Origin of the sequence: Streptomyces sp. NPDC093600 (assembly GCF_044764755.1) — a bacterium.
Classification (GTDB): domain Bacteria; phylum Actinomycetota; class Actinomycetes; order Streptomycetales; family Streptomycetaceae; genus Streptomyces.
In genome coordinates this window covers 197,094-222,785 of record NZ_JBIWIU010000003.1, presented here as the reverse complement: position 1 = coordinate 222,785, position 25,692 = coordinate 197,094, and the positions used below count along the sequence as shown (strand labels likewise).

The following is a 25,692-nucleotide window of genomic DNA, read 5'->3' as shown; positions in this document are numbered from 1 at the left end:
CGCTTCCCCGTTCAGGTTACACGCATTACCGATGTTGCTGACTGCAGCGCCGGTCCCGGCGTCCGATGTGATGCCCGCCGATCGGCACGGAACGGAGCCCCATGGACCAGTCCAACCAGCCCTCGCTTTCATGCCCCGCCCGAGGTGGGCCACTCCCCCTCCATGACGGTCTGCTCGTACAAGACCCGCGCCATCTCTACGCCGCTCTGCACCGGCGCTATGGCCCGATCGCCTCCGTCGAGCTCGGTCCGGGCATCGGGGCCTGGCTGGTGATGGGGCACCAGGACGTGCTCGAGCTCGTCCGCAACGACCAAGCCTTCTCCAGCGACGCACGGCGCTGGAAGGCGGTCACCGGGGGCTTGCTCGCCGAGGACTCCCCTCTGCTGGCGGTCCTTGGCTGGCGTCCCGCCGTGAACCGCCTCGACGACGAGGCCCACCGCCGGCAGCGCCATGCGGTGGCCGAGGCCCTGAGCAGCATCGACCTGCGCAGGCTGGGCAGCGTCGTCAGGGTGCAGGCCGAGACGCTGATCGACCGATGGTCGGCGCACTCCACAGCGGATCTCCTCAGCCAGTACGGGGCCCCGCTGGTAGGCCGCATCTTCCGGGTGCTCATCGGCCTTGCCCCGTCGGAGGAGGGCACGATGGGCGCACTGCTCGCCCCTCTCGCCGCAGGCACCAGCGGAGCGGCCCGCGCTGAGGCGGAACTGATGCACATGTTGCACCGCCTGGTCGCCGACAAGGTGGAGGTGCCTGGACCGGATCTCACCTCCCGGCTGCTCGCGCACTCCGCCCGCCTGACGGAGGCCGAGGTGGCCCACAACGTGGCGGTGATCCTGCTGTCGGGGGCCCAGTCCACCCTGAGCTGGATCCACGCCACCATGCGCCTGCTGCTGGTCGATGCCCGTTTGCACACCGCCGTCGCCACCGGGCGGCTGACCATCGCGGACGCCGCCGACCGGGCCCTGACGGACGGCTCGCCGGTGCCCAACATCGCAGGACGCTGGGCCCGCAACGACCTCACCTTCGCGGGGCGCCGGGTTCGCGCAGGGGATCTGCTCATCCCCTGCCTGACGGCCGCCAACACCGAGCTCATCGCACACGGCGCTCAAGAGCTGGGCAGCCGAGCCCACCTGGCCTGGGGAGCCGGTTCGCACCGATGCCCCGCCGCTGACGTGGCCCGGTCCGTCGCCGAGACGGCAGTCACGGTCGCACTGCGCCGGCTGGGTGCTCTCCAGGCCGTCGACACCGCTGTGCGCCGGCAGCCTTCCCTGTGGTGCGCCGCCCCCGACGAACTTCCGGTGAACTTCACCCCGGTGCCGCCCAGCCCCGGTGCCGCCGCAGCGCTCGTGCCCCCTCCCGTCATGGCAGTGCCGGACAAGCGTCACGACGAACCGGTGGCCGACAGCGGCCCGGCGACACCGCGGTGGGGCTGGTGGAACTCGCTGGGCGGCTGGTGACCTGCGCCGACGGGAAGGCAGTCCGTCGGCGCAGCAACTGCCCACACGGCGGGGACTGGCTCGCGGGGCGGGATCAGCCCAGCCGGATGCCGTGACCGTAGGGGAACAGAGGATCGGCGGAGTCGTTGGGTACGTCCTCGTGCCCGGCGGCGACGCTCGCCATCGAGCGGGGCAGTTCGAAGGGCAGCCGCCCTTCGGCCTGCGCCCGGCCGAAGAGAACATCCAGCAGTGCTGTGTCCGAGGCGCCGAAGTTCGCCACGAGCGCCGCCGCCCGTTCCGCGATCTCGGGTATCACCGCGGCTCGGTCCAGGAAGATGTCGACGACCGTCGGGACGGCGGATGCAACCTCCAGTACGGGCCGCAGCTCCTCCTCGGTGAAGTCCAGACGGCCAGCCCGGAAGAAGGACTCGAAGCCCGTCGTACGCTCCTTGTCGTAGGGGGCTGCGATACGCAGCACCGCGACCTCGGCCTCCTCGGGTGTGGCCACGACGGTCGCGTACCGTGCGGCGATGGCCGGGTCGACACCCTCCATATAGATCCGCGCCCCGGGATCGAGCGGAAGCAGGGCCTCGGTGGCGTTGTCGGGACGGTCCTTGAGGATGGTGATCGAACGGCTCTGGGCGGCGAGGCCGGCCGCGGCGAACTCGGGATTCCCGCAGATCCGGGCGGCCTCGTCGGGGTCCACATAGGGGTTGTCGAAGAGTCCGAGGACGAACTTCTCCCGCAGCAGACGCCTGGCCGAGGCATCGATACGCTCGGGCGTCACCCTGCCGGTGGTGACGAGTTCCACGATGAGGTCGGGGGCTGCCTCGCCGCCGAGCTGGTCGGCTCCGGCGTCGAGGATGCGTTCGACCCGGGTGAGCCGGTCCAGCTCCTCCACGCCCCAGGCGCGGGCCGGGAAGGGTGCCCCGAAGATCTGCGTGTCGGTGACCAGGCCCCAGTCGGTGCAGACGATGCCGTCGAAGCCGTACTTCTCGCGCAGCAGGCCGGTGATGACGCCCTTGTTGAAGCCGAATCCGACCTCTTCGTAGGGGGTGCCGACAGGGATGGCGTAGTACGGCATGATCTGCGAAGTCCCGGCGGCGAAGGCTGCCTCGAAGGGGATCAGGTGGTAGTCGAAGTTGCGCCCGGGGTAGACCTGTTCGCGCCCGTAGGGAAAATGAGCGTCCTCGCCGTTCAACTGCGGTCCGGCGCCAGGGAAATGCTTGGTCATCGCCGCGACGCTGCCGGGCCCCAGCGTGTCGCCCTGGAGTCCTTGCACGTACGCGCCGACCAGGCGGGCGGCCACCTCGGCGTCGGAGCCGAAGGTGCCCAGGACGCGCGGCCAGCGGGGCTCGGTGGCCAGGTCGGCCGTGGGGTGCAGGGCCAGCCGGATACCGACCGCGAGGTACTCCTGCCGCACGATGTCGGCGTGCCGGCGCACCAGTTCCTCATCGTTGACAGCGGCCAGGCCAGGCGGCTCCGGCCACAACGAGAAGCCTTCCGTGTGGACGCTCGCGGCCGGATTGTCGACGAATCCGTTACGGGGGTCGGTCGAGATGGTCACCGGGATTCCCAGGCGCGTCGTTGCGGCGAGATCCTGCAGGCGGTTGTTCCACTCGGCCATGCGGCGCGGCGCCGCCGCTCCGAAGAGGTTGAAGTGGTTCATGAGTTTGCCGGTGACCATCGCGGAGGTGGAGGCGCGCATGGGATCGTCGTCCGGCTCTCCCGGCTGCGGTTCGACCAGGGAGCCGTCGGGGTTGATGGCGACCATGGTCTGGAACAGCAGGCCCGCCTTCTCTTGCAGCGTCATGCGCCCCAGCAGGTCCTCGACGCGTTCGGCCACGGGAAGCCGGGGATCCTCATAGGGTTCCATCACGCCGTTGCCGTTCAGGTCGCGGAACGGCGTGCCGTCCGGAGCGGCAAGGATGCGCGGTCGGACCGCCTGACTGTGTGCCATCGGATTCTCCTCCGGGTTGGGGGCCGTCGAGCCCCATAGGGCTGCGTGTCATGAGGCGACCCGCGGGGTCGCGGCGCTGGTCCGGTGATCAGAGGGGTGCCGGCCCCGGCGCTCTTGCACACGGGGTCGGCGTCGCCGCCCCCTCGCGGCGCCCCTGACCAGATTACACGTGTAACCGCGATCTTTCGAGCGGTGGCGCATATCTCGTTGGTCAACGGGAACGGGGACGGGCTTTCGCTCCTTTGGCGTGGCGGTCTACCAGAGCCGGTTGGCCGCGATGAGTTCCGCCTCCCGCTCAAGCAAGGGAGCAAAGGCCGTGTGCACCAGCAGGGCGGTTCCCCCGCCGGCGAGGGCTCCCGCGGCGGCATCGCTGAGCCACTGCGTCTGCAGGTAGGTGCGGCTCCACATCATGGCCACCACATACGCGGCCCCGAACAGCCACCACCAGTGTCTCGCGCGTGGGGGAAACAGCACGACGCCGACCGCGACCACCAGGGTCACGGCAGCGAAGACCTGCCCGGAAGGGTAGGACCCGTCGTTGACCAGCACCAGGGGGTGCGGAGGCCTCGGGCGGTCGACCAGTGACTTCAGCGGCAGGACCACAAGCATGTTCGCCACCAGTGCCGCTGTGACCGCGAACAGCCCGGATCTCCAGCGCCCGTAGACACACAGAACGCCGGCCAGCACGAGCGGAAAGATCGCCCCCAGAGGGCCGCCCAACCGGTCAAGGACCAGGGCGAAGCTTCCCGCAGCTCCACTCTTCCCGCCGCCGACCCAGTGGGCCCAGCGGTCGTCCAGGCTTTGAAAGATCGCCGGACCGTCACCCCGGAGCATGAGCCCAATGGACAGGGCCACCAGCAGGAGCCCGGTTCCAGACAGCAGCGCTGCGCGGGGCACAGGGGCGGGAACGTGGTGCCGAGGAGGAGCGGACGACCTCGGGGGAGGCTCCGTCATGGAGCAGGAATCAATCATGTCTGCCTTCATTCGCAGGCGCCTTCCTCGCCTCGAGCGGGGAAGGCGGTGGGTACGGATTCGCAGATCCGAAGGGACACCAGGCCGGGCGCTGCATGTCTCGGCGTGAAGTGGGACGGGCGCACAGGCAGACGCCGGATCCCGGCGACCCGTGTCACCCAGGTCGGGCGTGCGAATCACGCGGGGGCGCCGCGAGGGAAGCAGGCGGTATCGCGAATATATGACGCCGGAAGCAAACGCAACATATCTTTCGGCCGATCCGGCGCCTCAAAGGACTCCCGTAGGCCGAATGCCGGCGGAATCCGCGAACGGAGCCCCCTTGACGCCGGGCACGTCTAGCCGAGTGGCCGGGAAGCGTGCTACACAGGTCTCAGCCGGTGTGTAACACGTGTAACCACGCCGGTGTGCGCTCCCTTGTCCGGAGCATTCTGGCCGCGCGCTCCTGGATTAGCGGTTCTTCCTCCCTCTGCTCCCTCTCCGAGGAGTTGGCATGTCCGTCCCCACCTGCCGCCCCGCAGCGGCCCGCACTCTCCGGTGGTCGTCGTGACCACGAACGAAATGATCGATACGCACATCGATGACGCGCCCAGAGCCCCCCAGCGCCGTGGTCTGTTGCTGTTGCTGCTGCTGGCCAACTCATCGATGCTGGCCGTCTACATGGGTGTCGGCTCGGTGCTGCTGCCCATGCAGATCGCGGCGATCGACCCGGCGAACAAGGTCGCCATCCTGGGTCTGGTCGGCGGGATCAGCGCGGTCTTCGGGACCGCGTTCAATCCGATCGGCGGTGCCCTGTCCGACCGCTCCGGCCGCCGTAACCCCTGGATACTGGGCGGCGCACTGGCCTCCCTGGCCCTCCTGGCGTTTCTCGGCAGCTTCCGTACCGCGCTGCTCGTCGGCATCGGCTGGTGCCTGATCCAGGCGACTATGAATGTCTACCAGGCTGCTGTCACCGCCATCGTGCCGGACCGGATCCCCATGGCCAAGCGCGGCACCGCCTCCGCGGTGGTCGGGCTGGCTCTGCCGATCGGCGGCACCATCGGCGTGCTGATCGCCTCGCAGACCGCAACGCAGCCCCGCACCGGATACCTCATCCTCGGCGCATTGGCTGCCGGCTCGGCGCTGCTCCTGAGCGCCTTGTGCCGGGACGTCCCCCGCTCCGTCCCCGCCGCTCCGGTCCCGGCCCGCCAGAAGATCGCCGCGTTCCTCTCGGCACTGGCCAGCCACGATTTCCGCTGGGCCTTCATCGGCCGGGCTCTGATGGTCCTCGGCTACTTCTGCGTGATCGGATACCAGCTGTACATCCTCGACGATCACATCGAGCTGCCTGCCGGACTGACCCCGCCCGCGGCGATGGCGGTGCTCACGCCGGTGACGATGGTCGCCATGGCGGTGTCGACGGTGGTCGGCGGTGTGCTGTCGGACCGGTGGAACCGCCGCAAGGTGTTCGTCGGCGTCTCCGCCGCGCTCGCCGGGCTCGTCATGGTGGTCCCCGTGGTCAGCCCGACCTGGACCGGCATGATCGTCTTCAACGCGCTCAACGGCCTCGCCTTCGGCTGCTTCATGGCCGTCGACACCGCGCTGGTCACCCTGGTCCTGCCGAGCGCCAAGGATGCCGCCCGCGACCTGGGCGTGCTCAACATCGCCAACGCCGGGCCCCAGATCATCGCCCCGTTCGTCGCCTCCGCGGCAGTCACCGCCTTCGGCGGCTACACGCCGCTCTTCCTGGTCGGCGGCGCGCTCTCCTTGATCGGCGCACTGGCCATCCTGCCGATCCGCACTGTGCGCTGACCTTGCCGGGCCGCCTGTCCCCACGGTCGCGGCCCGGCCACCTGTCTCCGGCGGGCGCGTGCCGAGGGTCGAGCGCCCGCCGGTTTCCCTTCACCTCTCTTCAAGGAGCACTCCGTGAGAAGCAGACGAGTTCTGCCCGCGACCGCCCTGCTGCTGTGTATGCCCCTGCTTGCCGGCACGGCGTCCGCGGCGGCCGCGCCGGCGAACGCGCCCGCCGGCGGGCTGCGGATCCTGCTCACCAACGACGACGGCTACAACGCCCCGGGCATCCGTACGGCGTTCCAGGTCCTGACCGCCGCCGGACACGATGTCACCATCGTCGCGCCGCTCACCAATCAGAGCGGCACCGGGACGAAGATGATGAGCGGGACGACGGTGACCGTCAAACACCCCGAGCCGAAGGTGTGGGCCGTGGACGGCACGCCGGGCGACTCGGTCGTCTTCGGCCTCTCCGAGGTCTTCGAAGGCCGGGCGCCCGACCTGGTCGTCTCCGGGACCAACTTCGGGCCGAACGTCGCCGGGCTCGCGAACCACTCCGGCACGGTGGGCAGCGCAGTCGCCGCCCTGGAGTACGGCGTGCCTGCCATCGCGCTGAGCACGGGCGACTTCGCCGCTCCCGACCTGGTCGCCACCGTCAACGCCATGCGCCCGACCATGGACTTCGCGGTGAAGCTCATCGACCGTCTGCAGGCCCGGTCCGGGAACAAGCCGCTGCTGCCCGAGGGCGTCGGTCTCAACATCAACCACCCGGTCGTGGGCGCGGACGGCAAGTCAGCCGCCGCCGGTGTCGCCACCACGTTCCAGGACCCCCAGCAGGCACTGAAGCCGGACTTCACTGACTCCCGCGACGGCACCTGGAAGGTCACGGTGCGGTTCACGCCGCAGCCCGCCGCCAAGGGCGGCGACGTGGAGGCGGTGAACGCCGACAAGGTCGCGGTCAGTCCCATGTCCGCCGACTGGAACACCGGGCCGGCCGAGTTCGCCAAGGTGGGCAGTCTGCTCGCCGGACTGCGCCCCTGACCCTAGGGGCGTGTCCTGGGGACGCAGCGGATTTTGAGGGGCGGAGCGCAGGTGCGCTCCGCCCCTTCTGTGGTGGTGTGCCGCTCCGCCGGCGCCCTGTCAGAGGTGCTGGATGAGCGCGGAGGTGAACTCGGCGGTGGTCGCGGTGCCGCCGAGGTCACGGGTGCGGACCGAGGTTGTGGCCAGGACGCGGGCAATGGCCTCGGTGACGTGCGTGGCGGCCTCCGGGTGGCCGAGGTGGTCGAGCATCATCGCGGCGGACCAGATCGCGCCGATCGGATTGGCGATGCCCTGCCCGGCGATGTCGGGGGCCGATCCGTGGACCGGCTCGAACATCGAGGGGTGCTCGCGCGGCGGGTTGAGATTGGCGGACGGCGCGATGCCTATGCCGCCGGCCACGGCCGCCGCGAGGTCGCTGAGGATGTCTCCGAAGAGGTTGGACGCGACGACGACGTCGAAGCGGGCGGGGTCGAGGACGAACTTGGCAGCCAGTGCGTCGATGTGCTCCTGGTCCCAGTCGACCGCGGGGTACTCGGTGGCCCGCTCGGCCACCAGCTCGTCCCAGAAGGGCATCGTGTGCACGATGCCGTTGGACTTTGTTGCCGAGGTGAGGCGGCCGCCGCTCCGCTCGGCGAGGCCGAAGGCGAAGTCCACCACGCGGGTCACTCCCGTCCGGGTGAACACGGCCTGTTGCATGGCCGTCTCATCGGGAAGCCCGCGGTTCGTCCTGCCACCAATCTCGCTGTACTCGCCTTCGGTGTTCTCCCGTACGACGACGAAGTCGACCTCCCCAGGGGTGGCGGCGCTGACTGGGCTGGGAAGGCCGTCGAAGACACGGATCGGACGCAGGTTGACGTACTGGTTGAAGGCTCGGCGGATCGGGATGAGCAACCCCCACAGGGAAACGTGGTCGGGTACGCCCGGGTAGCCGACGGCGCCCAGAAGGATCGCGTCGTGACGCCGGAGATGGTCCAGTCCGTCCTCCGGCATCATGGAGCCTGCGCGCAGGTACCGCTCGCAGGACCAGTCGAACTGCTCGTAGGTGAAGGTGATGCCGTGGCGGCGCCCGATGGCGTCGAGTACGCGGCATGCCGCTGGAAGGACCTCGGTTCCAATGCCGTCACCGGGGATGAGGGCGATGCTGTGGTTCGTCATGACCGAATTCCAGCAATCAGGCGCCACGCGGGTCCAAGACGCATCGGTGATGCGCCCTATAGGCGGAACCTATGTGTCGCGTGGAATAGCGGAGTCGAGGAAGGCGCGGGCGGCGGGCGTCAGCTCCGCCTTGCGGCTCACCAGGACGTCGTGCTGTACGGAGCGCGGTTCCAGTTCGAGGACCAGAGCTCCGGCCCTCCTGGACAATTCGGCCCAGGATTCCGTCACCACCGCGAGTCCCACGCCGCGGAGCACCAGGGGCAGGAACGCCATGCGATGTTCGCTCTCCACCGCGATGCGGACGTCGATGCCTCGGGCCCTCAGGTCTTCCACGTAGGCCCTGATCCCGGTTCCCCGCTGCCCGACGATCAGGCGGTGCCCTTCCAACTGCTCGCGGCGGACGGCCCGGCCGGCCGGAAAGGGACCGTCCGCTGAAGTGACCAGGACCAGCCGCTGGTCTCCGAGGGGATGGGCGATGATGCCCTGACTCCTGATCGGCGAGGTGGTGGTCAGCAGCCCGAGCTCGCACCCTCCCGTTCGCACCGTGTCGACCACGTCGACACGGGTGGGAGCCACACGCAGGTTGACGGACACGTCTGGATACCGGGTGGTGAAGCTCTGGACCATGGTGCTGAGGGGCTCGATCGCGGGTGAGGGCATCGCGGCGATGTCGAGGCGGCCCCCACGCAGTTCACGGACGGCACCGACGCTGGCCCTGGCCAGTTCCAGGCCCCGCAGGGCCTCACGCGCCGGACCGATCAGTGCGGTGCCCGCCTCGGTCAGAACCGCCCTCCTGCCGATCCGGTGAAACAGGCTGCCGCCCAGGTCGCGCTCGAGGCCCTGGATGGCCTGTGACAGCGACGGCTGTGACACGTAGAGTGCCGCCGCCGCGCGGCTGAAGCCCCCGTGCTCGACGATGGCGAGGAAGTACTGCAGCTGCCGGAAGTTCATGGCTCAGCGCCGGTCCGCGACGAACCGTACGGCCCCGTCACCACCGCGCCGAAGGAAGCCTGCCGTCGGTGCGGGGAAGTGCGTGCCGATGACCAGCGTCCCGGTGTCGGCGTACCGTTCTACGAAGGCACGCCTGGTCGCGGCGGCCAGCGTCGCGTCGGTGTCGGCGAGGCTGGGTACGTCGGGTTCGATGAACTGCACCGGGTGGTGGACGAGGTCACTGGTGATGACCGCACGCGCTCCCTCGGATTCGACCACAACCGCCACTTGCCCCGGGGTGTGCCCGGGGGCGGGCTCCAGGCGCACTCCGTCGCACACCTGATGGTCGGTTGCGACGAAGTCGACGAGTTCTTGATCAACCAAGGGATGCATCGTGTCGTGGAGTTCGGGACCCTCTTCATCGGTCCAGTGATCCCATTCCACGCGCGTGACCAGGTGGCGCGCCCGCGGGAACGTCGGCACCCACCTTCCTTCCACCAGGCGTGTGTTCCACCCAATGTGATCGAAGTGCAGGTGGGTGCACACAACGGTGTCAATCGACTCGGGAGGGTATCCGAGGGCGGTGAGATCTTCGAGCCACGTCGTGTCCAACATGGGCAGCATCGGCACCGAGGCCCGGGCGTTGCCGACGCAGGTGTCGACGAGGACCTTGCGCCTGCCGGTATCCACCACCAGCGCGTGCACCGAGATCACGAAGGTGCCGTCCGCCCGGCTGTAGTCGGCCGCCGGCCACGGGTACCTCTTCAAGAGCGCGGTGTCGTCCGTCCGCAAGGCTGCCGTGAGGGGAGCAGTCACCTCCGCCTCCAGCACCTTGTGAATCGTCGTGGTACCGATGCGCCACATCACCACGTGAGCCCACCCTGCCGATGAATCGAATAATATTGACGTTCGCTAAAAATGCGCAATACATTGGGCGTTGTCAAGGCCCCCGTGGCCCGGCGTGCCACTGCGGATGGGGCTCCCATGGCGCTCGCTCCCGCCCACGCGTACGGAGTGACACCACTGTCCTGGAAGGAAGCACCGATGGGTCTCGCTCAGGACCAAACCCCACCCGTCGTGAACACTCACTCAGGCCGCATCCGCGGCATCGCCGAAGGCGACATCGTCGTGTTCAAGGGCGTGCCCTATGCCGCGCTGCCCGTCGGACCTCTCAGGTGGCTCCCCGCCCAGCCACATCCGGGATGGAGCGGAACCCTCGATGCCACCACGTACAGCCCGAGTTCGCCGCAAGCCGTCCGCGAGGGCGACCCCGTCCTCGGCAGCCATGGCCTCCCGCCCTTCGATGAGGACTGCCTCACGCTCAATGTATGGACACCCGGCACGGACGACGCGCGCCGACCGGTCCTGGTCTGGATCCACGGCGGCGCCTTCATATCCGGGTCCGGAGCGATGCCCCAGTACTCGGGTGAAACCTTCGCCCGGGCCGGGGACCTGGTGGTGGTGAACCTCAACTACCGGCTGGGGCCGCTCGGCCTGCTCTACTTCGAGCCGGACGACGGTGCCGAGCACGGCAACGTCTGGCTCACCGACCAACTCGCCGCACTGCGCTGGGTCCACGACAACATCGCCGCATTCGGCGGAGACCCCGGCAACGTCACCGTCGCCGGCCAATCCGCCGGAGCCCTGTCTGCCGCTGCGCTCGCGGGACGCGGGGGCGCCACCCGGCTCTTCCAGCGTGCCATCCTCCAGAGCGCCCCGCTCGGGATGCCGCTCTCCAGACCCGCCGAGTCTCTCGCCCGCACGGCCGCCTATCTCGAGATCGCCGGCGCGAAGGACATCGAGGAACTGCGCACCGTACCGTGGCCGCTGCTGGTCGAGGCCACCGTCCGGCTTGTCGGGGCCACCGGGGAATGGGGGCACTGGACCGCGCCGTTCATGCCGGTTCTGGACGGCTCCACGGTGCTGCGACACCCCGTCGAGAACCTGCTCGGCGGTCCTGGCGCCGATATCGACGTGCTCATCGGTTGGACCAGGGAGGAAGCGAGCTTCCACTTCACCCTCAACAAAATGTACGCGGCGGCGACCAAGGAGCAGGTACTCCGCCGGGCGCAGGACACCTTCGGCGGCAGCGCGGCCGAAGCGTACGCGGCGTACGCGGCCGCCCGCCCAGGCGCCCGGCCGATCGACGTCCTCGTCGACCTGACCACCGACGAGGCGTTCAGGAAGCCCATCCTGGCGTTCGCGGAGGCGCGGGCAGCTAAGGGCCGCCCGGTCTGGGCGTACGAGTTCGACTTCCCCACACCCGCGTACGACGGCCGGCTGGGTGCCCCGCACTGCCTGGACCTGCCCTTCGTGTTCGACAATCTCGCCGCCTGGTCGCATGCGCCGTTCCTGGCGGGATTGCACGCCAGGACCAGCGACGGCCTCGCCAAGTCCATGCACCAGGCATGGATCTCGTTCATACGTACCGGTGACCCCAACCACCCGGCCATCCCGCGCTGGGACCGATACGACCAGCGCACCCGCACCACCATGCGCTTCGACAGGGTCACTACGGCCGTTTCCCATCTCGCGCCGCACTGATCCGGCGGAGGCCGTCTGACCTGAAGCGTGTCGCAGAAGGCTGTGTTCAGGCAGGTCAGGGTCGGCTTCCTGGGGTGTTGTGATCACGCGGCCAGGGTTAGGTTGTGCATGTGGGCGACCGCCTGGACGGCGTGGTGGAGACGGGTGCCGCCCTGGCGGCAGTCGCGGAGGATCTTGTAGTGCTTCATGCGGGCGAAGGCGTGCTCGAAACGGGCCCTGTCCCGTCGATGTTCGGCGTGGTCCTTCGGCTCAGCCCTCAGCACCCCACCCATACAGGCAAAACTGCCCGCCTCACAGCCTTCTGCGACACGCTTTAGCCGAGGGGACCGCCTATGGGCTGCTCCGTCCAGATGGTCTTCCCGGTACTGGTGAACCGGCTGCCCCAGCGGTCGGTGAGCTGGGCAACGAGGAAGAGACCGCGGCCCCCCTCATCTGTCTCGCGCGCGCGTCTCAGGCGCGGCAGGGTACTGCTGGGATCGGAGACCTCGAGGACGAGCGCTCGATCGCGGATGAGCCTGAGCCCGACGGGACCGCCCGCATAGCGGATCGCGTTCGTAACGAGTTCGCTTGCCACCAGTTCCGTCACGAAGCCCAGTTCGTCCAGCTGCCAGTCGGCCAGCTGGCCGACCACCAGCTCGCGGGCTCGCGCGACGAGAGACAGATCGGCTTCGAGTTTCCACTCAGCGACGTGGTCGGAGGGGATGGCCTTGGTCCGGGCCAGCAACAAGGCCACGTCGTCTGCTGGCTGTTGAGGCGCCAGACTGTTGATCAGGCCGCTACTCATCTCATCGAGGCTGCGGGCCGAATCGGCTGAGGCGAGCGCGCTCCTCAGTCGTTCCATCCCCTGCTCGATGTCACCGCCGCGGCTCTCCACGAGGCCGTCCGTGAAGAACGCCAGCACGCTCGCGGGTTCCACGCCGAACACGGAAACCTCGAAAGGCATTCCACCGACTCCCAGCGGCGGGCCCGGGGTCACGTCGACGAAAACCGGCTCACCGCCCGGCGGCACCACCAAGGGCGGGGGATGGCCCGCCGCGGCGGCAGCACATTCCCCCGTAACCGGGTCGTAGACGGCGTAAAGGCATGTAGCTCCGAGCACCGACGGCTCCGCACGGGACTCCACGGCCATCTGCTCACCGGAGAAGCCAAGCACCAAGTCGTCGAGGTGAGTCAGGAGCTCCCCCGGATCCAGATCGAGGTCGGCCAGCGTGCGTACTGCGGTCCGCAGTCGCGCCATGGCCGCCGTCGACTCGAGGCCATGGCCCACCACGTCCCCGACGACGAACGCCACCCGCGACGACGACAGCGGTATGACGTCGAACCAGTCACCGCCCACCCCGGCACCGCCGCTCGCGGGCTGGTAGATGCCTGAGGTTTCCGCAGCCGTGAGATTCAGAGTGGAGTGCGGCAGCAGACTCCTTTGGAGCGCCACCGCCGACCGGTGCTCCCTGGTGTAGCGGCGGGCATTGTCCACGCCCAGGGCGGCGCGGGAAACGACGTCCTGGAGGAGTGCCGCATCATCCTCGCTGAATTCGTCAGGCAGCTGACTCCGCCAGACCGTGAGGCAGCCGAGGATCAGACCCCGCGCGAAGAGCGGCACCGCCACGGAGGAGTGCGCCCCGCGCGGGACGAACAGCGGTATTTGGTCGGCACCGACGCCGAGCGCTTCGCTGAGAACCGACACGTCGGACACGACCACGGGCCGCCCCTCCATGAGGGGACGCATCAACCTACTGTCCGGGACAGAGGGAAGAGCTTCACCCACCTGGAGGAGCTCCTCAGCGGATATCCCCGGACTCTGGGCGGCCGCGGTCCGGCGCAGGCGGACATCCCCGCTGGCGTCGAGGCGCGCCGGCTCGTCACCGACCAGCACCGGATCGGCGAGGTCCACAGTCGCCAAGTCTGCAAAATCCGGAACGAGCAGGTTCACGAGAATCTCGGCCGTCTCGGTCACATCGAGGGAGCCACCGAGGCTTGCGGCGGCGGCGTGGGACAGCTCCCTGCCACGTTGCTCCTCGTCGCGCTCGCCCGCTTCGACCACCCTTCGGACCGGGGTGACCAGCACAAGCCACTGCCCATCGTCGTGCGACTGGCCCGGAGCGTGCCCTGCCAGCGGGACTACCTCGCACTCCAAGAGAGCCCTGTGACCTCCGTGCTCCCTGCCGAACACTGTCACCAGTCGCCCGGGCGAGTCCGATGGGTCTTCACTGCGCGTAAGCAACGCTTGCAGAGGAGCACATACGCGGCCGAGTGAGCACTCCAGTAGCGTCGCGGCCAGCGACGAACAGGCGAGGACCACACCCTGGCCATCCAGCACGATCGCCGCCGCTTGCCTGACGGACGTCGAGTCCGGGCTCAGGACGCGAGACTCTGGTCCGCGCATATCGCCTCCAGCAACGCCTGGCCTTCAGTATCGCCCTCGCCAAGCCGACCTGCGAGCTGCCGGCCGACCCCCGCGCCCGTACCTGCCAACGTGACGTACGTGGGCGGACACGCGATCTCACTTGCCGGCCCAACAATCTCGTCCTGAGCTCTGGCGCTGGCGGCTACCGGCTGCTACACAGTCCCTAGCCGCAGGTGACACGTGTAACAGGCGGAGTGTCGCAGCTCGCCCATACGACTGACTGGACATCCCATCGCCGACACCTCGGCGTACGAGGCGCCCCGCGATCAAGTTGACCGGCCCGCCCTGGCCGCCGGCGAAAGGGACGGCTCCGTCGAGCACACCTAGCCCGAGATTGCCCCTCCTTCGCCCACACGCCCCCATGAATCAGGAGGAAGAGTGAAGACGCTTCGCACGGTGAGACCGCGAGCCGATTTTGCCTGGCTGCTCGCTCTGGCCGCACTGCTCGGTACGACTCTGATGGGTACGGTGCCGGCGGCCGCCGCGACCGTGCCAGGAGGCGAGCCGCGACCCGTGGTCCACACTGCCCAGGGAGCCCTGATCGGCCGCTCCCACGACCGGACCCAGGAATTCTTGGGCATCCCCTATGCGGCACCACCCATAGGGCACTTGCGGTTCCGGCCACCACAGGAACCCGCGGCCTGGAACACGCCCCGGGACGCGGCCACTGCGGCGCCCGCCTGTCTGCAGTTCTCGCCCTTCGGGCTGCGCGACCCGAAGGCGGTCAGTGAGGACTGCCTCTACCTGGACATCTACCGACCGCGAGCCGCGCACCCCGGGGCTCGGCTACCGGTACTGCTCTGGATACACGGCGGGGCGTACAGCCAGGGCACGGGCACCCAGTTCGGCGGCCGCAGCCTGGCGGACCTCACCGGCAGTGTCGTCGTCAGCATCAACTACCGACTGGGGCAGCTCGGGTATCTCGCACTGCCGGAGGTCCTCCGGACCAACGCACTGCAGTCTGGCTCGTTCGGGCTCATGGACCAGATCGCGGCACTGAAGTGGACCCGGCAGAACATCGCCGGCTTCGGCGGCAACCCGAGCAACATCACCATCGCCGGCCAGTCCGCGGGCAGCGGCTCCGTCTGCGCCATGCTTACGTCCCCACAGGCCAGGGGCCTCTTCAGCCGGGCCGTGCTGCAGAGTGGGCCGTGCACACTGCTGCGCGCGCCTGAACGGGCAAAGGCCGAGGACCAGGCGCGCGCCTACGCCACCCGACTGGGCTGCACCGCTCCGGGCGACGTGGCGGCCTGCATCCGGGGCGCCCGGGCCGCCGATCTGGTGAGCGCCGCGACGACCCTGCCGGTCACTGGGCCGGCATACGGCGACAGGCTGCTGCCGCTGGAGCCCAGCAAGGCCATCGCGTCGGGGGACTGGAACAAGGTACCGATCCTGATCGGCAGCACGCGGGCCGAGGCACGGTTCTTCGTCGCGTTGACCCAGCCCCGGCTGACCGCACAGGAGTACACGGATCAGATCCGGACTTCATACGGGCCCATGGCCGAGGAAGTGCTCACCCGCTATCCCCTGACCCGCTTCCCCACCCCGTACCACGCGCTCTCGGCCGTGCTCACCGACACCACCTTCGCCTGTCACACCTACTGGACGGCCCGACTCTTCACACCGCAAGTACCGACGTACGCCTACGAGTTCGATGACCCTGACTCCCCCACTCTGTACGGCGCGCAGGTACCGGGGCTGGACCAGTCCAACGGACACAGCGCAGAACTGGCCTACCTGTTCGCATACACGATGGGTGACCGCCCTCTGACGGAAAAGCAGACAGCCCTGGGAAACCAGATGAAGCGGTACTGGGGCGCCTTCGCACGCTCGGGAAACCCGAGCGTCCCGGGCCAAACGCCGTGGCCGCCGACCGGCACCCCGCACACCTCGCTGACGCTCAACCCGGACACCATCAGCACCTCGCGCACCTTCGCAGCCGACCACGAATGTGATTTCTGGGAGGGCCGCGGATTGGGGCCGGCCACATCCTGAGACCCGGGAGCGGTCAGGACGCCCCGGCCGGTGTCGGCGCCTCAGTCGACGAAGACCGGGGCTTCCTTACCCATCACGCGTGCGACATGAGGACGGCGGCAGGGCGGTTGAGGACGACCCCGTTATCCAACGTTTATTGACTCATTATGGCGGTCGCGAATAGAGCGCGATAGCTTCTCCTGAAGGTCCTCCGCCAGTCGGTCACCCCCACCTCAACCCCGGGATGGGTACGCGCGGGACGCCGGCCGGGAATCCCTGGCCACGGACAGCCTGAGGACTGCCCCGGCCGCTGCCACCTCGGTTCCCCGGCCGTCTGAAGCCCCACATCCCACGATCCGTATCGAGAGCCCCCGGAGGGGCGGGAGTCTCCTCGCGACGCGCGCCTCGGGGGTCGACGAGGAGGCACTCCGACTGCCCACAGCACTCAATGCCCTTGCGTTGGCGGAAACCCTTCAATGACCGGTCGGCTTGCACAATCCCGATGAGGTGAGCATGGCAATTCTCCGGCTGGTGGGGAGACGGCTGCTGTCGTCGACTCCACTGTTGTTCCTCGTCTCCGCCCTGACCTTCGTGCTGGTGTCCTTGGTCCCCGGGGACCCGGCTCGCACGATCGTCGGGCAGCACGCCACAGTTGAGCAATACACGGCGGTGCGGGCCCAGTTGGGCTTGGACGAGCCTCTCCCGGTGCAGTACTGGGACTGGCTGGTCCGCGTCCTGCACGGAGACCTCGGCTCCTCCCTCTTCAGTGGGGAACCGGTGACCGCGGTGCTCAACAGCCGGCTTCCGGTGTCGCTGTGGCTCATCGTGGCGGGCACTGCGGTGTCCGGGATTCTCGGCGTATCACTGGGGTTGGTCACCGCTCGCCGTGGCGGCTTCCTTGTCAAGATCGTGGACGGTCTCTCACTGGTCGGCCTGGCGGTTCCTGCGTTCTGGTTCGCACTCGTACTGATCGCGATCCTGTCGGTGAAGCTGCGTTGGTTCCCGGTCACCGGTTACGTTCCCTTTTCCGACGACCCGGCTCAGTGGGGGCGTTCGCTGGTCCTGCCTGTCGCCTCGCTGTCCTTGGGCGCCGTTGCCGTGATCGCCAAGCAGACCCGCGACTCCGTGATGGACACCCTTGGCAGGGACTTCATCCGCGTCATGCAGGCGAACGGGTTCTCGCAGCGGTCCATCCTCTACCGCCATGTGCTGCGCAATGCGGCACTGCCGGTGGTGACCGTGCTGGGCGTAGTCCTGATCAGCCTTCTGGCCGCTGCTGTGTTCGTGGAGACGGTGTTCGCCATGCCGGGGCTCGGGCTTCTGACGCAGCAGGCGACCATCCAGCACGACATCCCCGTCATCCAGGGAGCCGTGCTCTACATCACGGTGCTGGTGGTGATCGTCAACCTGCTGGTCGACCTCGCCTACCGCCAACTCGACCCGAGGGTGCGTGCCTCATGAGCCAGCAGAAGCGAGCAGCGGCAGGAAAGGCCACCACAGAGCCAGGTCTGGTCCGACGCGTACTGCGGCGCCCAGCCGGCGCGATCTCCGCAAGCTGGCTGGTCCTGCTGACCCTTGCCACTCTCGGTGCGTCCCTGATCGCAGCCCACGGGCCGCTCGATCAGGACCTCGGCCACGTACTGGCAGGTCCGTCGACGGACCACCTCCTGGGCACCGACAATCTCGGCCGCGATCTGCTGAGCCGGCTCCTGTTCGGCGGCCGTTCCACGCTGCTGGCCGTGGGTGAGGCACTCTCCGTGTACCTCCTCATCGGCGTGACCCTGGGCCTGGCATCGGGGTTCCTGGGCGGCTTCGTGGACTGGCTTACCACGCGAACCGCAGATCTGCTGTTCGCGCTGCCCGGCATCATCATCGTTCTCGTCGTGCTGTCCGTCTTCCCCGGGAATCTGCACGCCGCCATGATCACGTTCGGCATCCTCGGCAGCCCCGGTCTGATCCGCGTTCTGCGGTCACAAACTCTGAGCGTTCGTGAAGAGCTGTACGTCGCCGCGGCCAAGGTCGCCGGACTGACCAGCGCCCAGATCCTGCGGCGCCACATCCTTCCGCGCATGACCAGCATGGTGATCGTCCAAGCTGCTCTCTTCGCGGCGATCGTCGTCATCATCCAGGCAGGGCTCGGATTCCTGGGCCTGGGCGCACAGCCGCCCCACCCGTCGTGGGGCGGCCTCGTGGCGGATGCGTCGCAAGCCATCGACCGGGCTCCGTGGATGCTCGTTCCTGCCGGGGTCCCTCTGGTCATCACCGTGATGGCCCTCGGGCTGCTCGGCGACGCGATTCGCGACGCGGCCACCCAGCGCTGGTCGTTCTCCACGATGGCCGGGCACGCTGCGGCACGCTCGGCGCGGGCGAACACTGAGCCCTCCACCGGGGAAGACGCCTCTCCCCCTGATCCTGGTGCGCTGCTTTCGGTACGCAACTTGTCGATCGAGATCGCCGGAACACCCGTCGTCCAAGGGGTGAGCTTCGACGTGCAGCCGGGCGAAACACTCGGCGTGGTAGGCGAATCAGGCTGCGGCAAGTCGGTCACCTCGCTCGGCGTCCTCGGTCTCATACCGGGCGGCGGCAGGATCACCGGCGGACGTGTGGTCTTCGACGGCGTCGACCTGGCGGGCTCGCCCGCCGCCCTTGCCAGAGTGCGTGGGTCGGGAATCGCGTACGTCTCCCAGGAACCGATGGTCGCCCTCGACCCCACGTACACAGTGGGCCAACAGCTGGCCGAGGCCGTCCGGCGTCACCACAGGTGCAGCGGCCGCGCCGCGCGCGATCGCGTGCGCGAACTCCTGACGATGGTCAATATTCCGGACCCGGCCGTGGTCGCCAGGCGCTACCCGCACCAGCTCTCGGGCGGAATGGCACAGCGGGTCGCGATCGCTCTGGCCCTCGCCGGTGACCCCCAGCTGCTGATCGCCGACGAACCGACCACCGCGCTGGATGTGACCGTGCAGGCGGAGATCCTCGCCCTGCTGCGAAAGCTCCAGGCCGAGACCGACATGGCGGTGCTCATCGTCACGCACGACTGGGGTGTGGTCGCCGACCTGTGCCACCGCTCGGTGGTGATGTACGCCGGCCAGGTAGTCGAGCAAGCCGATGTCGAGGCCATGTTCACCCGTCCCTTCCACCCTTACACCGCCGGCCTTCTGGCCGCGAACCCTCATCTGGCCGGTGACGGCGAAGCCCTTCCGACCATCCCCGGCACCGTGCCCGCACCGCGTGACTGGCCCTCCGGCTGCCGCTTCGCCGCTCGCTGCGCCCTGGCCACTGGGGCGTGCACGAGTGAGCCAGTCGCCCTCACCCGGCCGGCGCCGGGCCGGGTCACCCGGTGCATCCATTCCCAGCAGCTCCTGGCGGAAGGCGCCCGCACATGAACAGTCCGCCCGTACTTGACATCCGGAACCTGATCGTCGAATTCCGTCAGGGCCGTCGCCTCCCGCCCCTGCGCGCCGTCAACGGTGTCTCCCTGAGCATCGCCGAGGGGGAGACCGTCGGCCTCGTCGGCGAATCCGGATCGGGGAAGTCCACCATCGGCCGCGCGGTCCTGGGGCTCAACCCCGTGCGCTCGGGTCAGGTCCACTTCGAGGGCACCGACATCACCCGCGCCCGGCCCCGCACCCGACGGAACCTCAGCGCACGGCTCCAGGTGGTCTTCCAGGACCCGTACTCCTCCCTCAACCCCGCCCGCACGATAGGCCAGGCCCTGGCCGAGCCCCTGCTCGTCCATCAAAGGCTCGATCAGCGGCAGACGGCTGCCCGCGTCGGCGACATGCTCGAAAGGGTCGGCATGCCGGCCGACACCGCCGACCGGTACCCCGGCCAGTTCTCCGGCGGGCAGCGCCAGCGCATCGCCATCGCCCGCGCCCTGATGCTCCACCCCAGCCTCGTCATCTGCGACGAACCGGTCAGCGCCCTGGACCTTTCCATCCAGGCCCAGGTCATGAACCTCCTGGCCGAGCTGCAAAGCGAACTCTCGCTGAGCTACCTCTTCATCGCCCACGACCTCCCCGTCGTACGTCACCTGTCCCACCGCATCGTCGTCCTCTACCGCGGTCAGGTGATGGAGTCGGGGCCCGCGCAGACTCTCTACGCCGATCCCGGCCACCCCTACACCCGCGCACTGCTCGAAGCCATACCCGAACCCGACCCGCGCGCCCAGCGCGCCCGCAGGGCGGCGCGTGGCGCAACCCCCACCACGGGTGCGCCCGCGGTCGGCGGATGCGTCTTCGCCCACCGCTGTCCGCACGCTATCGACACGTGTCATCGCGAGCGGCCCCTCCTGTCGCCCCTCACCGGCGGAGGCGGAGACGTTGGCCCTTCCCCGCACCTCGTCGCCTGCCATCGGTCCGCGGAACTGGGCCCAGCGGCCATTACGCGAGAGTCCCAGCCGCACGAGAACCAGCCCACGGCCGTGGGCTCCACAGGTAAGGAAGCACCATGTTCAGCAAGCGAATGACCAGTGGCCTGGCGACGCTGGCGGTACTCGCCGTCTGCGCCACGGCGTGCACAGGATCGGGATCAGGTTCCTCGTCCGGCGCGGCCGGCGGCCAGGGAGACACGCTCACCGTCGTGTCCCTGAGCCCGCCCGCGAGCCTCGACCCGGCGAAGGCGAACGTCGGCTCCGACAACTGGTTCGTCAACCTCACCTACGACAGCGTCCTGCGGCAGAGGAAGGACGGCAAGGCCGGCCCCGGGCTGGCCACGACGTGGGGCTACAAAGGGACCGGCAACAAGGAGTTCGAGTTCACCCTGCGCAGCGGGCTGAAGTTCGCCGACGGCAGTCCGCTGGATGCCAAGGCGGTGGCGGCCTCGCTGAACTACAGCCGTAAGAACGGCCTCAATGTCTCCTGGACGTCGGCTATCGAGTCGGTCACGGCGACCGGTCCCCTCACCGTACGGATCCACTGTTCCAGCCCGAACCCCATCCTGCCCCAGCTCTTGACCCAAGTGCTGATGGTCGGGTCGGTGATCAGCCCCAAGGGCCTGGCGGCGCCCCAGCAGATGGGGACGAAGTCCTTCGGTGCTGGGCCGTACGTCCTGGACTCCGCGAACACGGCTTCCGGTGATCACTACACGTACAAGCCCAACCCCCACTACTGGGACAAGAAGAGGATCCACTGGAAGAAGGTGGTCATCAAGATCGTTTCCAACCCGAACTCAGGTCTTCAGGCTGTCAGGACAGGTCAGGCGGACGCGATGGGCATCACCGCCAACCAGGTCAACACCGCGAAATCCGGGGGCCTGCAGGTGGTCGGATCGCCGAGCGTGTTCGTGGGGGTGAACCTCGCCGACCGGGGTGGAACCCTGGCCAAGCCGCTCAAGGACGTCCGCGTCCGGCAGGCTCTTAACTACGCCGTGGACCGTGATGCCATCACCAAGGCCGTGGTTCAGAAGTACGGGCACTCCACCAGCCAGATATCCCTGCCCGGCCTCGACGGCTTCGCCGCCGACTACGACAACCGCTACCCGTATGACCCGGCCAAGGCCAAGAAGCTCCTTGCGGAAGCCGGATACCCGAAGGGCTTCTCCCTCAAGATGGAGACCCAGGGCTTCTTCGGCATCGACCTCGTCACCCAAGCCGTCGTCCAGCAGTGGAAGAAGATCGGCGTCACCGCCAACGTCACCACTGACACCAGTGTCGGACAGTGGCTCGCCAACGCCACCTCCAGGAAGTACTCCGCACTCGGCTTCGCCTACGGCGGCGCGACGAGTTACGCACTCTCCTTGGACTGGATGCTCCCGCATGCCACCGCGTTCAATCCGTTCGCGACATCGGATCCCACGCTGACCCGCATGCTCGCCGCCGCGGCCGCCGCCGAGGCGGACAAGCAGCCGGCGCTGTACCAGGACGTCATGCGGTACGTCGTCGACCAGGCGTGGTTCGTCTCGGTGATGCGTATGGACGGGATGTATGCCTTCAACGGCAAGAAGCTGACCGGCTTCGAAACCGCCCCCAGCTACCTTCCCGACCTCGCCTGGGAGGTGGCACCCAAGTAGGCGCGCGGCGCGCCACGCCATCCAGCGGCGGGCCGGACCCAGACCTCCGGCCCGCCTCGCACTTCGCCCCGTCCCGCCTCAGGAGGCTCCTAATGATCACCCACACGGTGTACGGGCCGGTGAAGGGCTCCACGAGTGAACACGGAGTCGCTTTCAAAGGAATCCCCTACGCCGCGCCCCCAGTCGGGCCGCTCCGCTTTCAGCCGCCCAGCCCACCCGATCCCTGGGACGCCGTACGCCCGGCAACAGACTACGGACCCGCTGCCCCTCAGCCGCATGATGTCCTGCTTGAGGCCATGTTCGGCCAGCCGCCGTTCCCCACCGACGAAGCGTCCTGCCTCACCCTCAACACCTGGACACCGAGTCCTCACGGCGAGGCGCGCCCCGTCATGGTGTGGCTGCACGGAGGTGCGTTCCTCACCGGGTCGGGACGCGACACCGTCTTCGACGGAAGCCGCCTTGCCCAGCAGCACGACGTGGTCGTCGTTACGCTCAACTACCGACTGGGCGCACTCGGATTTCTCTACCTCGCGCAGCTGCTGGGCGAGGGGTACGAGCAGTCCGGGAACCTCGGACTGCTCGACCAGATCGCCGCACTGGAGTGGGTCCGTGACAACATCTCCGCGTTCGGTGGAGACCCCGGCAATGTCACCGTCTTCGGCCAGTCGGCCGGAGCGATGAGCGTCGTCTCACTCATGGCGATACCCGCCGCCGCCGGGCTCTTCCACAAGGCAATCACCCAGAGCGGAAGCGCCGAATACGTGCTCGGGCCGGACCACGCGACCGCGGTGACCCGCGAGATCCTGACCGCGCTGTCCATCGCCGAAGACGAGGCGGACAAGCTCCTGGACGTCCCGGCGGCACGACTGCTGGAGGCACAGCAGTCCGTGAGCGAGGCAATGCGCGCCCGGGGCGAAGGGATGGGGCTTCCCTTCGCCCCGGTCATCGATGGCGCAGTCCTACCGCAGGCACCCATCGAAGCGATCGAGAACGGAGTGGCCGCTGACATCCCACTTGTCCTGGGAACCAATCTGGAGGAGGGGCGTCTGTTCCTCCTCGGTCCGGACGCGCCGGCCATCGACGACGCTTCGCTGCTCAACCTGTTTGGTGCCGTCTACGCGGATCCGCACAACGCGCTCGAAGCCTTCCGGGCAACAGAGAACGACCCCAGTCCGCTGGCGCTGCTGGCTGCCATAACGGGGGAGCAGATGTTCAGAGCTCCTACCGCACGGCTCGCCGAAGCCCATGTGTCACACAACCCGAACGTGTGGCTCTACCTGTTCACTTGGCGCTCCACAGCAGGTAACGCGGACCTCGGCGCCTGCCATTCCCTGGAGCTCCCCTTCGTCTTCGACAACCTCGACCAGCCAGGAGTCGAGACGTTTACCGGCCCTCGGCCGCCCTTGGACCTCGCTCGCGCGATGAGCGCAGCATGGGCAACCTTCGCCCGGAGCGGCACCCCTGGCAGCGTCTGGGCTCCGTTTGAAGCCAACACGCACCCGACCATGATCTTCGGCACGGACCAAAGAATGGCCGACGACCCCTTGAAAGCAATTCGAGCACTGCGCCTTCAACCGCAGGTTGAGGCGTGGTGACGGACGAGATCGGCCTTCACGATGCCGAGGTGCGGTCGGTGCTGCAGCGGAGCTTCCGCAGCAGGGGGCAGCCCTTGAGAGTGGCTTTGCCTTATCTGCCCAGCATTTCTGCCCCCTCGGCGCCCCCGCCGGAACTGCCCCCATCAGCGAGGCCGAGATTCCCCGAGCCGTGAAGTAGACGCCGCATCCACGGGCGGGCACGCGTCCAAGCCCGCGCCTCTCATCGGAACACGGCTTCAGCCAACCGAGAATCAGTCAGGAGAACTTAGTGGAACGAAGAGAGTTTCTGACCGCCACCGCCGTGGTCACCGGCGGCGCCGCCTTCGCCGCAGGCCCCTTTCACGGCTTGGTGGCCACCGCCGAAGCGGCGACCGGCTCCGGCCATGCGCCCGCCACACCTGCGCTCGGGCCGCTCAAGCCAGTGGCTGACGACCGCGACGGGCAGGTGCGCCTGCACCTGCCGGACGGGTTCAGCTACCGCTCCTTCTCCGCAGTAGGCGACCCGATGGACGACGGCTACCCCGCACCCGCCCGCCCCGACGGCATGGCCGCCTTCCGGGGCTGGGGCGGCACCACCGTCCTGGTTCGCAACCACGAGGTTCCCGGCACACCAGGCGCGTTCGGCGACCTGTCGCATGCCTACGACTCTCTCGGCGGGGGCGGCACCACGACGTTGACCGTCAATCGGCACGGCCGTCTGGCCGATCAGCGGATCAGCCTGAACGGAACGATCATGAATTGCTCGGGTGGACCGATGCCATGGGGTGCGTGGGTCAGCGCCGAGGAGACCGTCGACGGACCCGACGTGAAGAGCCCGGTACCTGGTGCGGACAACAGCAAGCTGAAGAAGAAGCACGGCTACATATTCGAGGTCCCCCTGCGCGGAGCCTCCTCCAACGAGCCGGTCCGCGCGGCAGGCCGGTTCCAGCACGAGTCCGTCTGCTTCGACCCCATCGGCGGCGCGCTGTACCTGACGGAGGACAACCCCCTGTTCCCGTCCGGGTTCTACCGCTACCTCCCGCCGGTCCATCCGATGCGCGCCGGCCGGGTCCTCGACGGTGGTCGTCTGCAGATGCTCGCTGTCGCGGGGACACCCCGGGCGCAGCTCCAGCTGGGACAGCCCAAGGGCGCTGTCTATGAGGTCAGCTGGGTCGACATCGACGACCCCGACCCCACGTTCGCGCCCGGCGCCACGTGGTTCGACGCTGCCCCTACCGTCAGCCGAGAGGGCCAGGCCAAGGGCGCTGCGGTCTTCTCCCGGCTGGAGGGCGCGGTCTACCAGGACGGCTCCGTCTATTTTGTCTCCACGCAGGGCGGCGACGCAGCTCCGGGCGATGAATTCCCCCCCGGCCCGGGCGGGCTTTCTGCGTTCGGAGCGGGCCGCGGGCAGGTGTGGGCATACGACATCCGTCACCAACGCCTCCGCCTGGTGTACCAGTCGCCGCACTCTTCCGTCCTGGACATGCCTGACAACATCGCCGTTAGCCCACGTGGCACCCTCATTCTCTGCGAGGACGGCGAAGAGGAGAACTACCTGCGCGGTCTCACCGCGGGGGGTGCCCTGTTCGACATTGCGCGGCTGGCTCCGGTCGCAGGTGACCCGGACGCGGAGTTCGCCGGGTCCACCTTCGACCCCGACGGGCACACCCTCTACGTCAACGTACAGTCCAAGGCCGGCTGCACCATCGCCATACGAGGCCCCTGGCTGTAGCCCATGACCAGAGAGTTCCGGCGGTCCGCTCCGACCGCCGGAACCCGACCTGCCTCGGAAGGACCTCATAACCTTCGAAACCACGCTCGGTCGTGCCGACAGCCGCCTCATCCGGATCCTCGACCTCCGCCGCCCGACGCCTTCACCTTGTTGAGCGACCCGCGACCGCGCCCAACGCCGCATCTGCCCGGCTA

At 68.5% G+C, this 25,692-nt stretch carries 17 protein-coding genes and 1 pseudogene; 11 read left to right on the top strand and 7 right to left on the bottom strand.

All coding sequences use genetic code 11. The features are described 5' to 3' along the window. Positions 1-101 precede the first annotated feature (101 nt). Positions 102-1,457 carry a cytochrome P450 gene (locus ACIRB4_RS10935; protein WP_403289895.1) on the top strand — a complete coding sequence of 452 codons (1,356 nt, stop codon included), beginning with the start codon at positions 102-104 and terminating at the stop codon, positions 1,455-1,457. 73 nt (positions 1,458-1,530) lie between these two features. On the opposite strand, the gene ACIRB4_RS10930 is transcribed toward ACIRB4_RS10935, so the two are convergent. Together ACIRB4_RS10930 and ACIRB4_RS10925 are read right to left on the bottom strand one after the other, a co-directional pair. After that, positions 1,531-3,396, bottom strand: a complete 1,866-nt coding sequence (locus ACIRB4_RS10930; protein ID WP_403289894.1) for a glycoside hydrolase family 3 protein — start codon at positions 3,394-3,396, stop codon at positions 1,531-1,533. A gap of 255 nt (positions 3,397-3,651) precedes the next feature. Continuing rightward, complete coding sequence (locus tag ACIRB4_RS10925; RefSeq protein ID WP_403289892.1) at positions 3,652-4,293, bottom strand: phosphatase PAP2 family protein; 642 nt, start codon at positions 4,291-4,293, stop codon at positions 3,652-3,654. Between the two features lie 618 nt (positions 4,294-4,911). Here ACIRB4_RS10925 and ACIRB4_RS10920 point away from each other — a divergent pair. Together ACIRB4_RS10920 and surE are read left to right on the top strand one after the other, a co-directional pair. After that, complete coding sequence (locus ACIRB4_RS10920) at positions 4,912-6,156, top strand: MFS transporter (RefSeq protein WP_403289890.1); 1,245 nt, start codon at positions 4,912-4,914, stop codon at positions 6,154-6,156. Positions 6,157-6,270: 114 nt separating this feature from the next. Further along, complete coding sequence (gene surE / locus ACIRB4_RS10915; protein ID WP_403289888.1) at positions 6,271-7,176, top strand: 5'/3'-nucleotidase SurE; 906 nt, start codon at positions 6,271-6,273, stop codon at positions 7,174-7,176. Positions 7,177-7,275: 99 nt separating this feature from the next. Here surE and ACIRB4_RS10910 read toward each other — a convergent pair whose 3' ends face one another. From ACIRB4_RS10910 to ACIRB4_RS10900, 3 genes are all read right to left on the bottom strand, one after another. Next, entirely contained in the window at positions 7,276-8,331 is a 1,056-nt protein-coding gene (locus tag ACIRB4_RS10910; protein WP_403289887.1) for a tartrate dehydrogenase, read from the bottom strand. A gap of 69 nt (positions 8,332-8,400) precedes the next feature. Beyond that, the gene (locus ACIRB4_RS10905; RefSeq protein ID WP_403289885.1) at positions 8,401-9,282 is read right to left on the bottom strand and encodes a LysR family transcriptional regulator; all 882 of its coding nucleotides are present in this window, start codon (positions 9,280-9,282) and stop codon (positions 8,401-8,403) included. A 3-nt stretch (positions 9,283-9,285) separates the two neighbouring features. After that, positions 9,286-10,125 (bottom strand): MBL fold metallo-hydrolase, encoded by an 840-nt coding sequence (locus ACIRB4_RS10900; RefSeq protein WP_403290431.1) that lies wholly within the window; start codon positions 10,123-10,125, stop codon positions 9,286-9,288. Positions 10,126-10,338: 213 nt separating this feature from the next. On the opposite strand from ACIRB4_RS10900, the gene ACIRB4_RS10895 reads away from it, so the two are divergent. Further along, entirely contained in the window at positions 10,339-11,805 is a 1,467-nt protein-coding gene (locus tag ACIRB4_RS10895; protein ID WP_403289884.1) for a carboxylesterase/lipase family protein, read from the top strand. An 83-nt stretch (positions 11,806-11,888) separates the two neighbouring features. On the opposite strand, the pseudogene ACIRB4_RS10890 reads toward ACIRB4_RS10895, so the two are convergent. Together ACIRB4_RS10890 and ACIRB4_RS10885 are read right to left on the bottom strand one after the other, a co-directional pair. Beyond that, positions 11,889-12,035: pseudogene (locus ACIRB4_RS10890) on the bottom strand (IS5/IS1182 family transposase); the annotation flags it as partial. Between the two features lie 83 nt (positions 12,036-12,118). Beyond that, the gene (locus tag ACIRB4_RS10885) at positions 12,119-13,870 is read right to left on the bottom strand and encodes a SpoIIE family protein phosphatase (RefSeq protein WP_403289883.1); all 1,752 of its coding nucleotides are present in this window, start codon (positions 13,868-13,870) and stop codon (positions 12,119-12,121) included. A 717-nt stretch (positions 13,871-14,587) separates the two neighbouring features. On the opposite strand from ACIRB4_RS10885, the gene ACIRB4_RS10880 reads away from it, so the two are divergent. From ACIRB4_RS10880 to ACIRB4_RS10850, 7 genes are all read left to right on the top strand, one after another. After that, the gene (locus ACIRB4_RS10880) at positions 14,588-16,204 is read left to right on the top strand and encodes a carboxylesterase/lipase family protein (protein ID WP_403289882.1); all 1,617 of its coding nucleotides are present in this window, start codon (positions 14,588-14,590) and stop codon (positions 16,202-16,204) included. A 492-nt stretch (positions 16,205-16,696) separates the two neighbouring features. Then, entirely contained in the window at positions 16,697-17,644 is a 948-nt protein-coding gene (locus ACIRB4_RS10875) for an ABC transporter permease (protein ID WP_403289881.1), read from the top strand. Further along, positions 17,641-19,569 (top strand): dipeptide/oligopeptide/nickel ABC transporter permease/ATP-binding protein, encoded by a 1,929-nt coding sequence (locus ACIRB4_RS10870; RefSeq protein WP_403289880.1) that lies wholly within the window; start codon positions 17,641-17,643, stop codon positions 19,567-19,569. Before ACIRB4_RS10875 ends, ACIRB4_RS10870 begins: the two co-directional genes overlap by 4 nt. Next, positions 19,566-20,651, top strand: a complete 1,086-nt coding sequence (locus tag ACIRB4_RS10865; protein WP_403289879.1) for an ABC transporter ATP-binding protein — start codon at positions 19,566-19,568, stop codon at positions 20,649-20,651. Before ACIRB4_RS10870 ends, ACIRB4_RS10865 begins: the two co-directional genes overlap by 4 nt. Beyond that, on the top strand, positions 20,633-22,192 hold the full coding sequence (locus tag ACIRB4_RS10860; RefSeq protein WP_403289878.1) for an ABC transporter substrate-binding protein: 1,560 nt from the start codon (positions 20,633-20,635) through the stop codon (positions 22,190-22,192). Before ACIRB4_RS10865 ends, ACIRB4_RS10860 begins: the two co-directional genes overlap by 19 nt. A 92-nt stretch (positions 22,193-22,284) precedes the next feature. Beyond that, positions 22,285-23,787 (top strand): carboxylesterase/lipase family protein, encoded by a 1,503-nt coding sequence (locus tag ACIRB4_RS10855; RefSeq protein ID WP_403289877.1) that lies wholly within the window; start codon positions 22,285-22,287, stop codon positions 23,785-23,787. 268 nt (positions 23,788-24,055) lie between these two features. Further along, a complete protein-coding gene (locus ACIRB4_RS10850; protein ID WP_403289876.1) occupies positions 24,056-25,498 on the top strand; it encodes an alkaline phosphatase PhoX in 1,443 nt (480 codons plus the stop codon). The last annotated feature ends 194 nt before the right edge of the window (positions 25,499-25,692 follow it).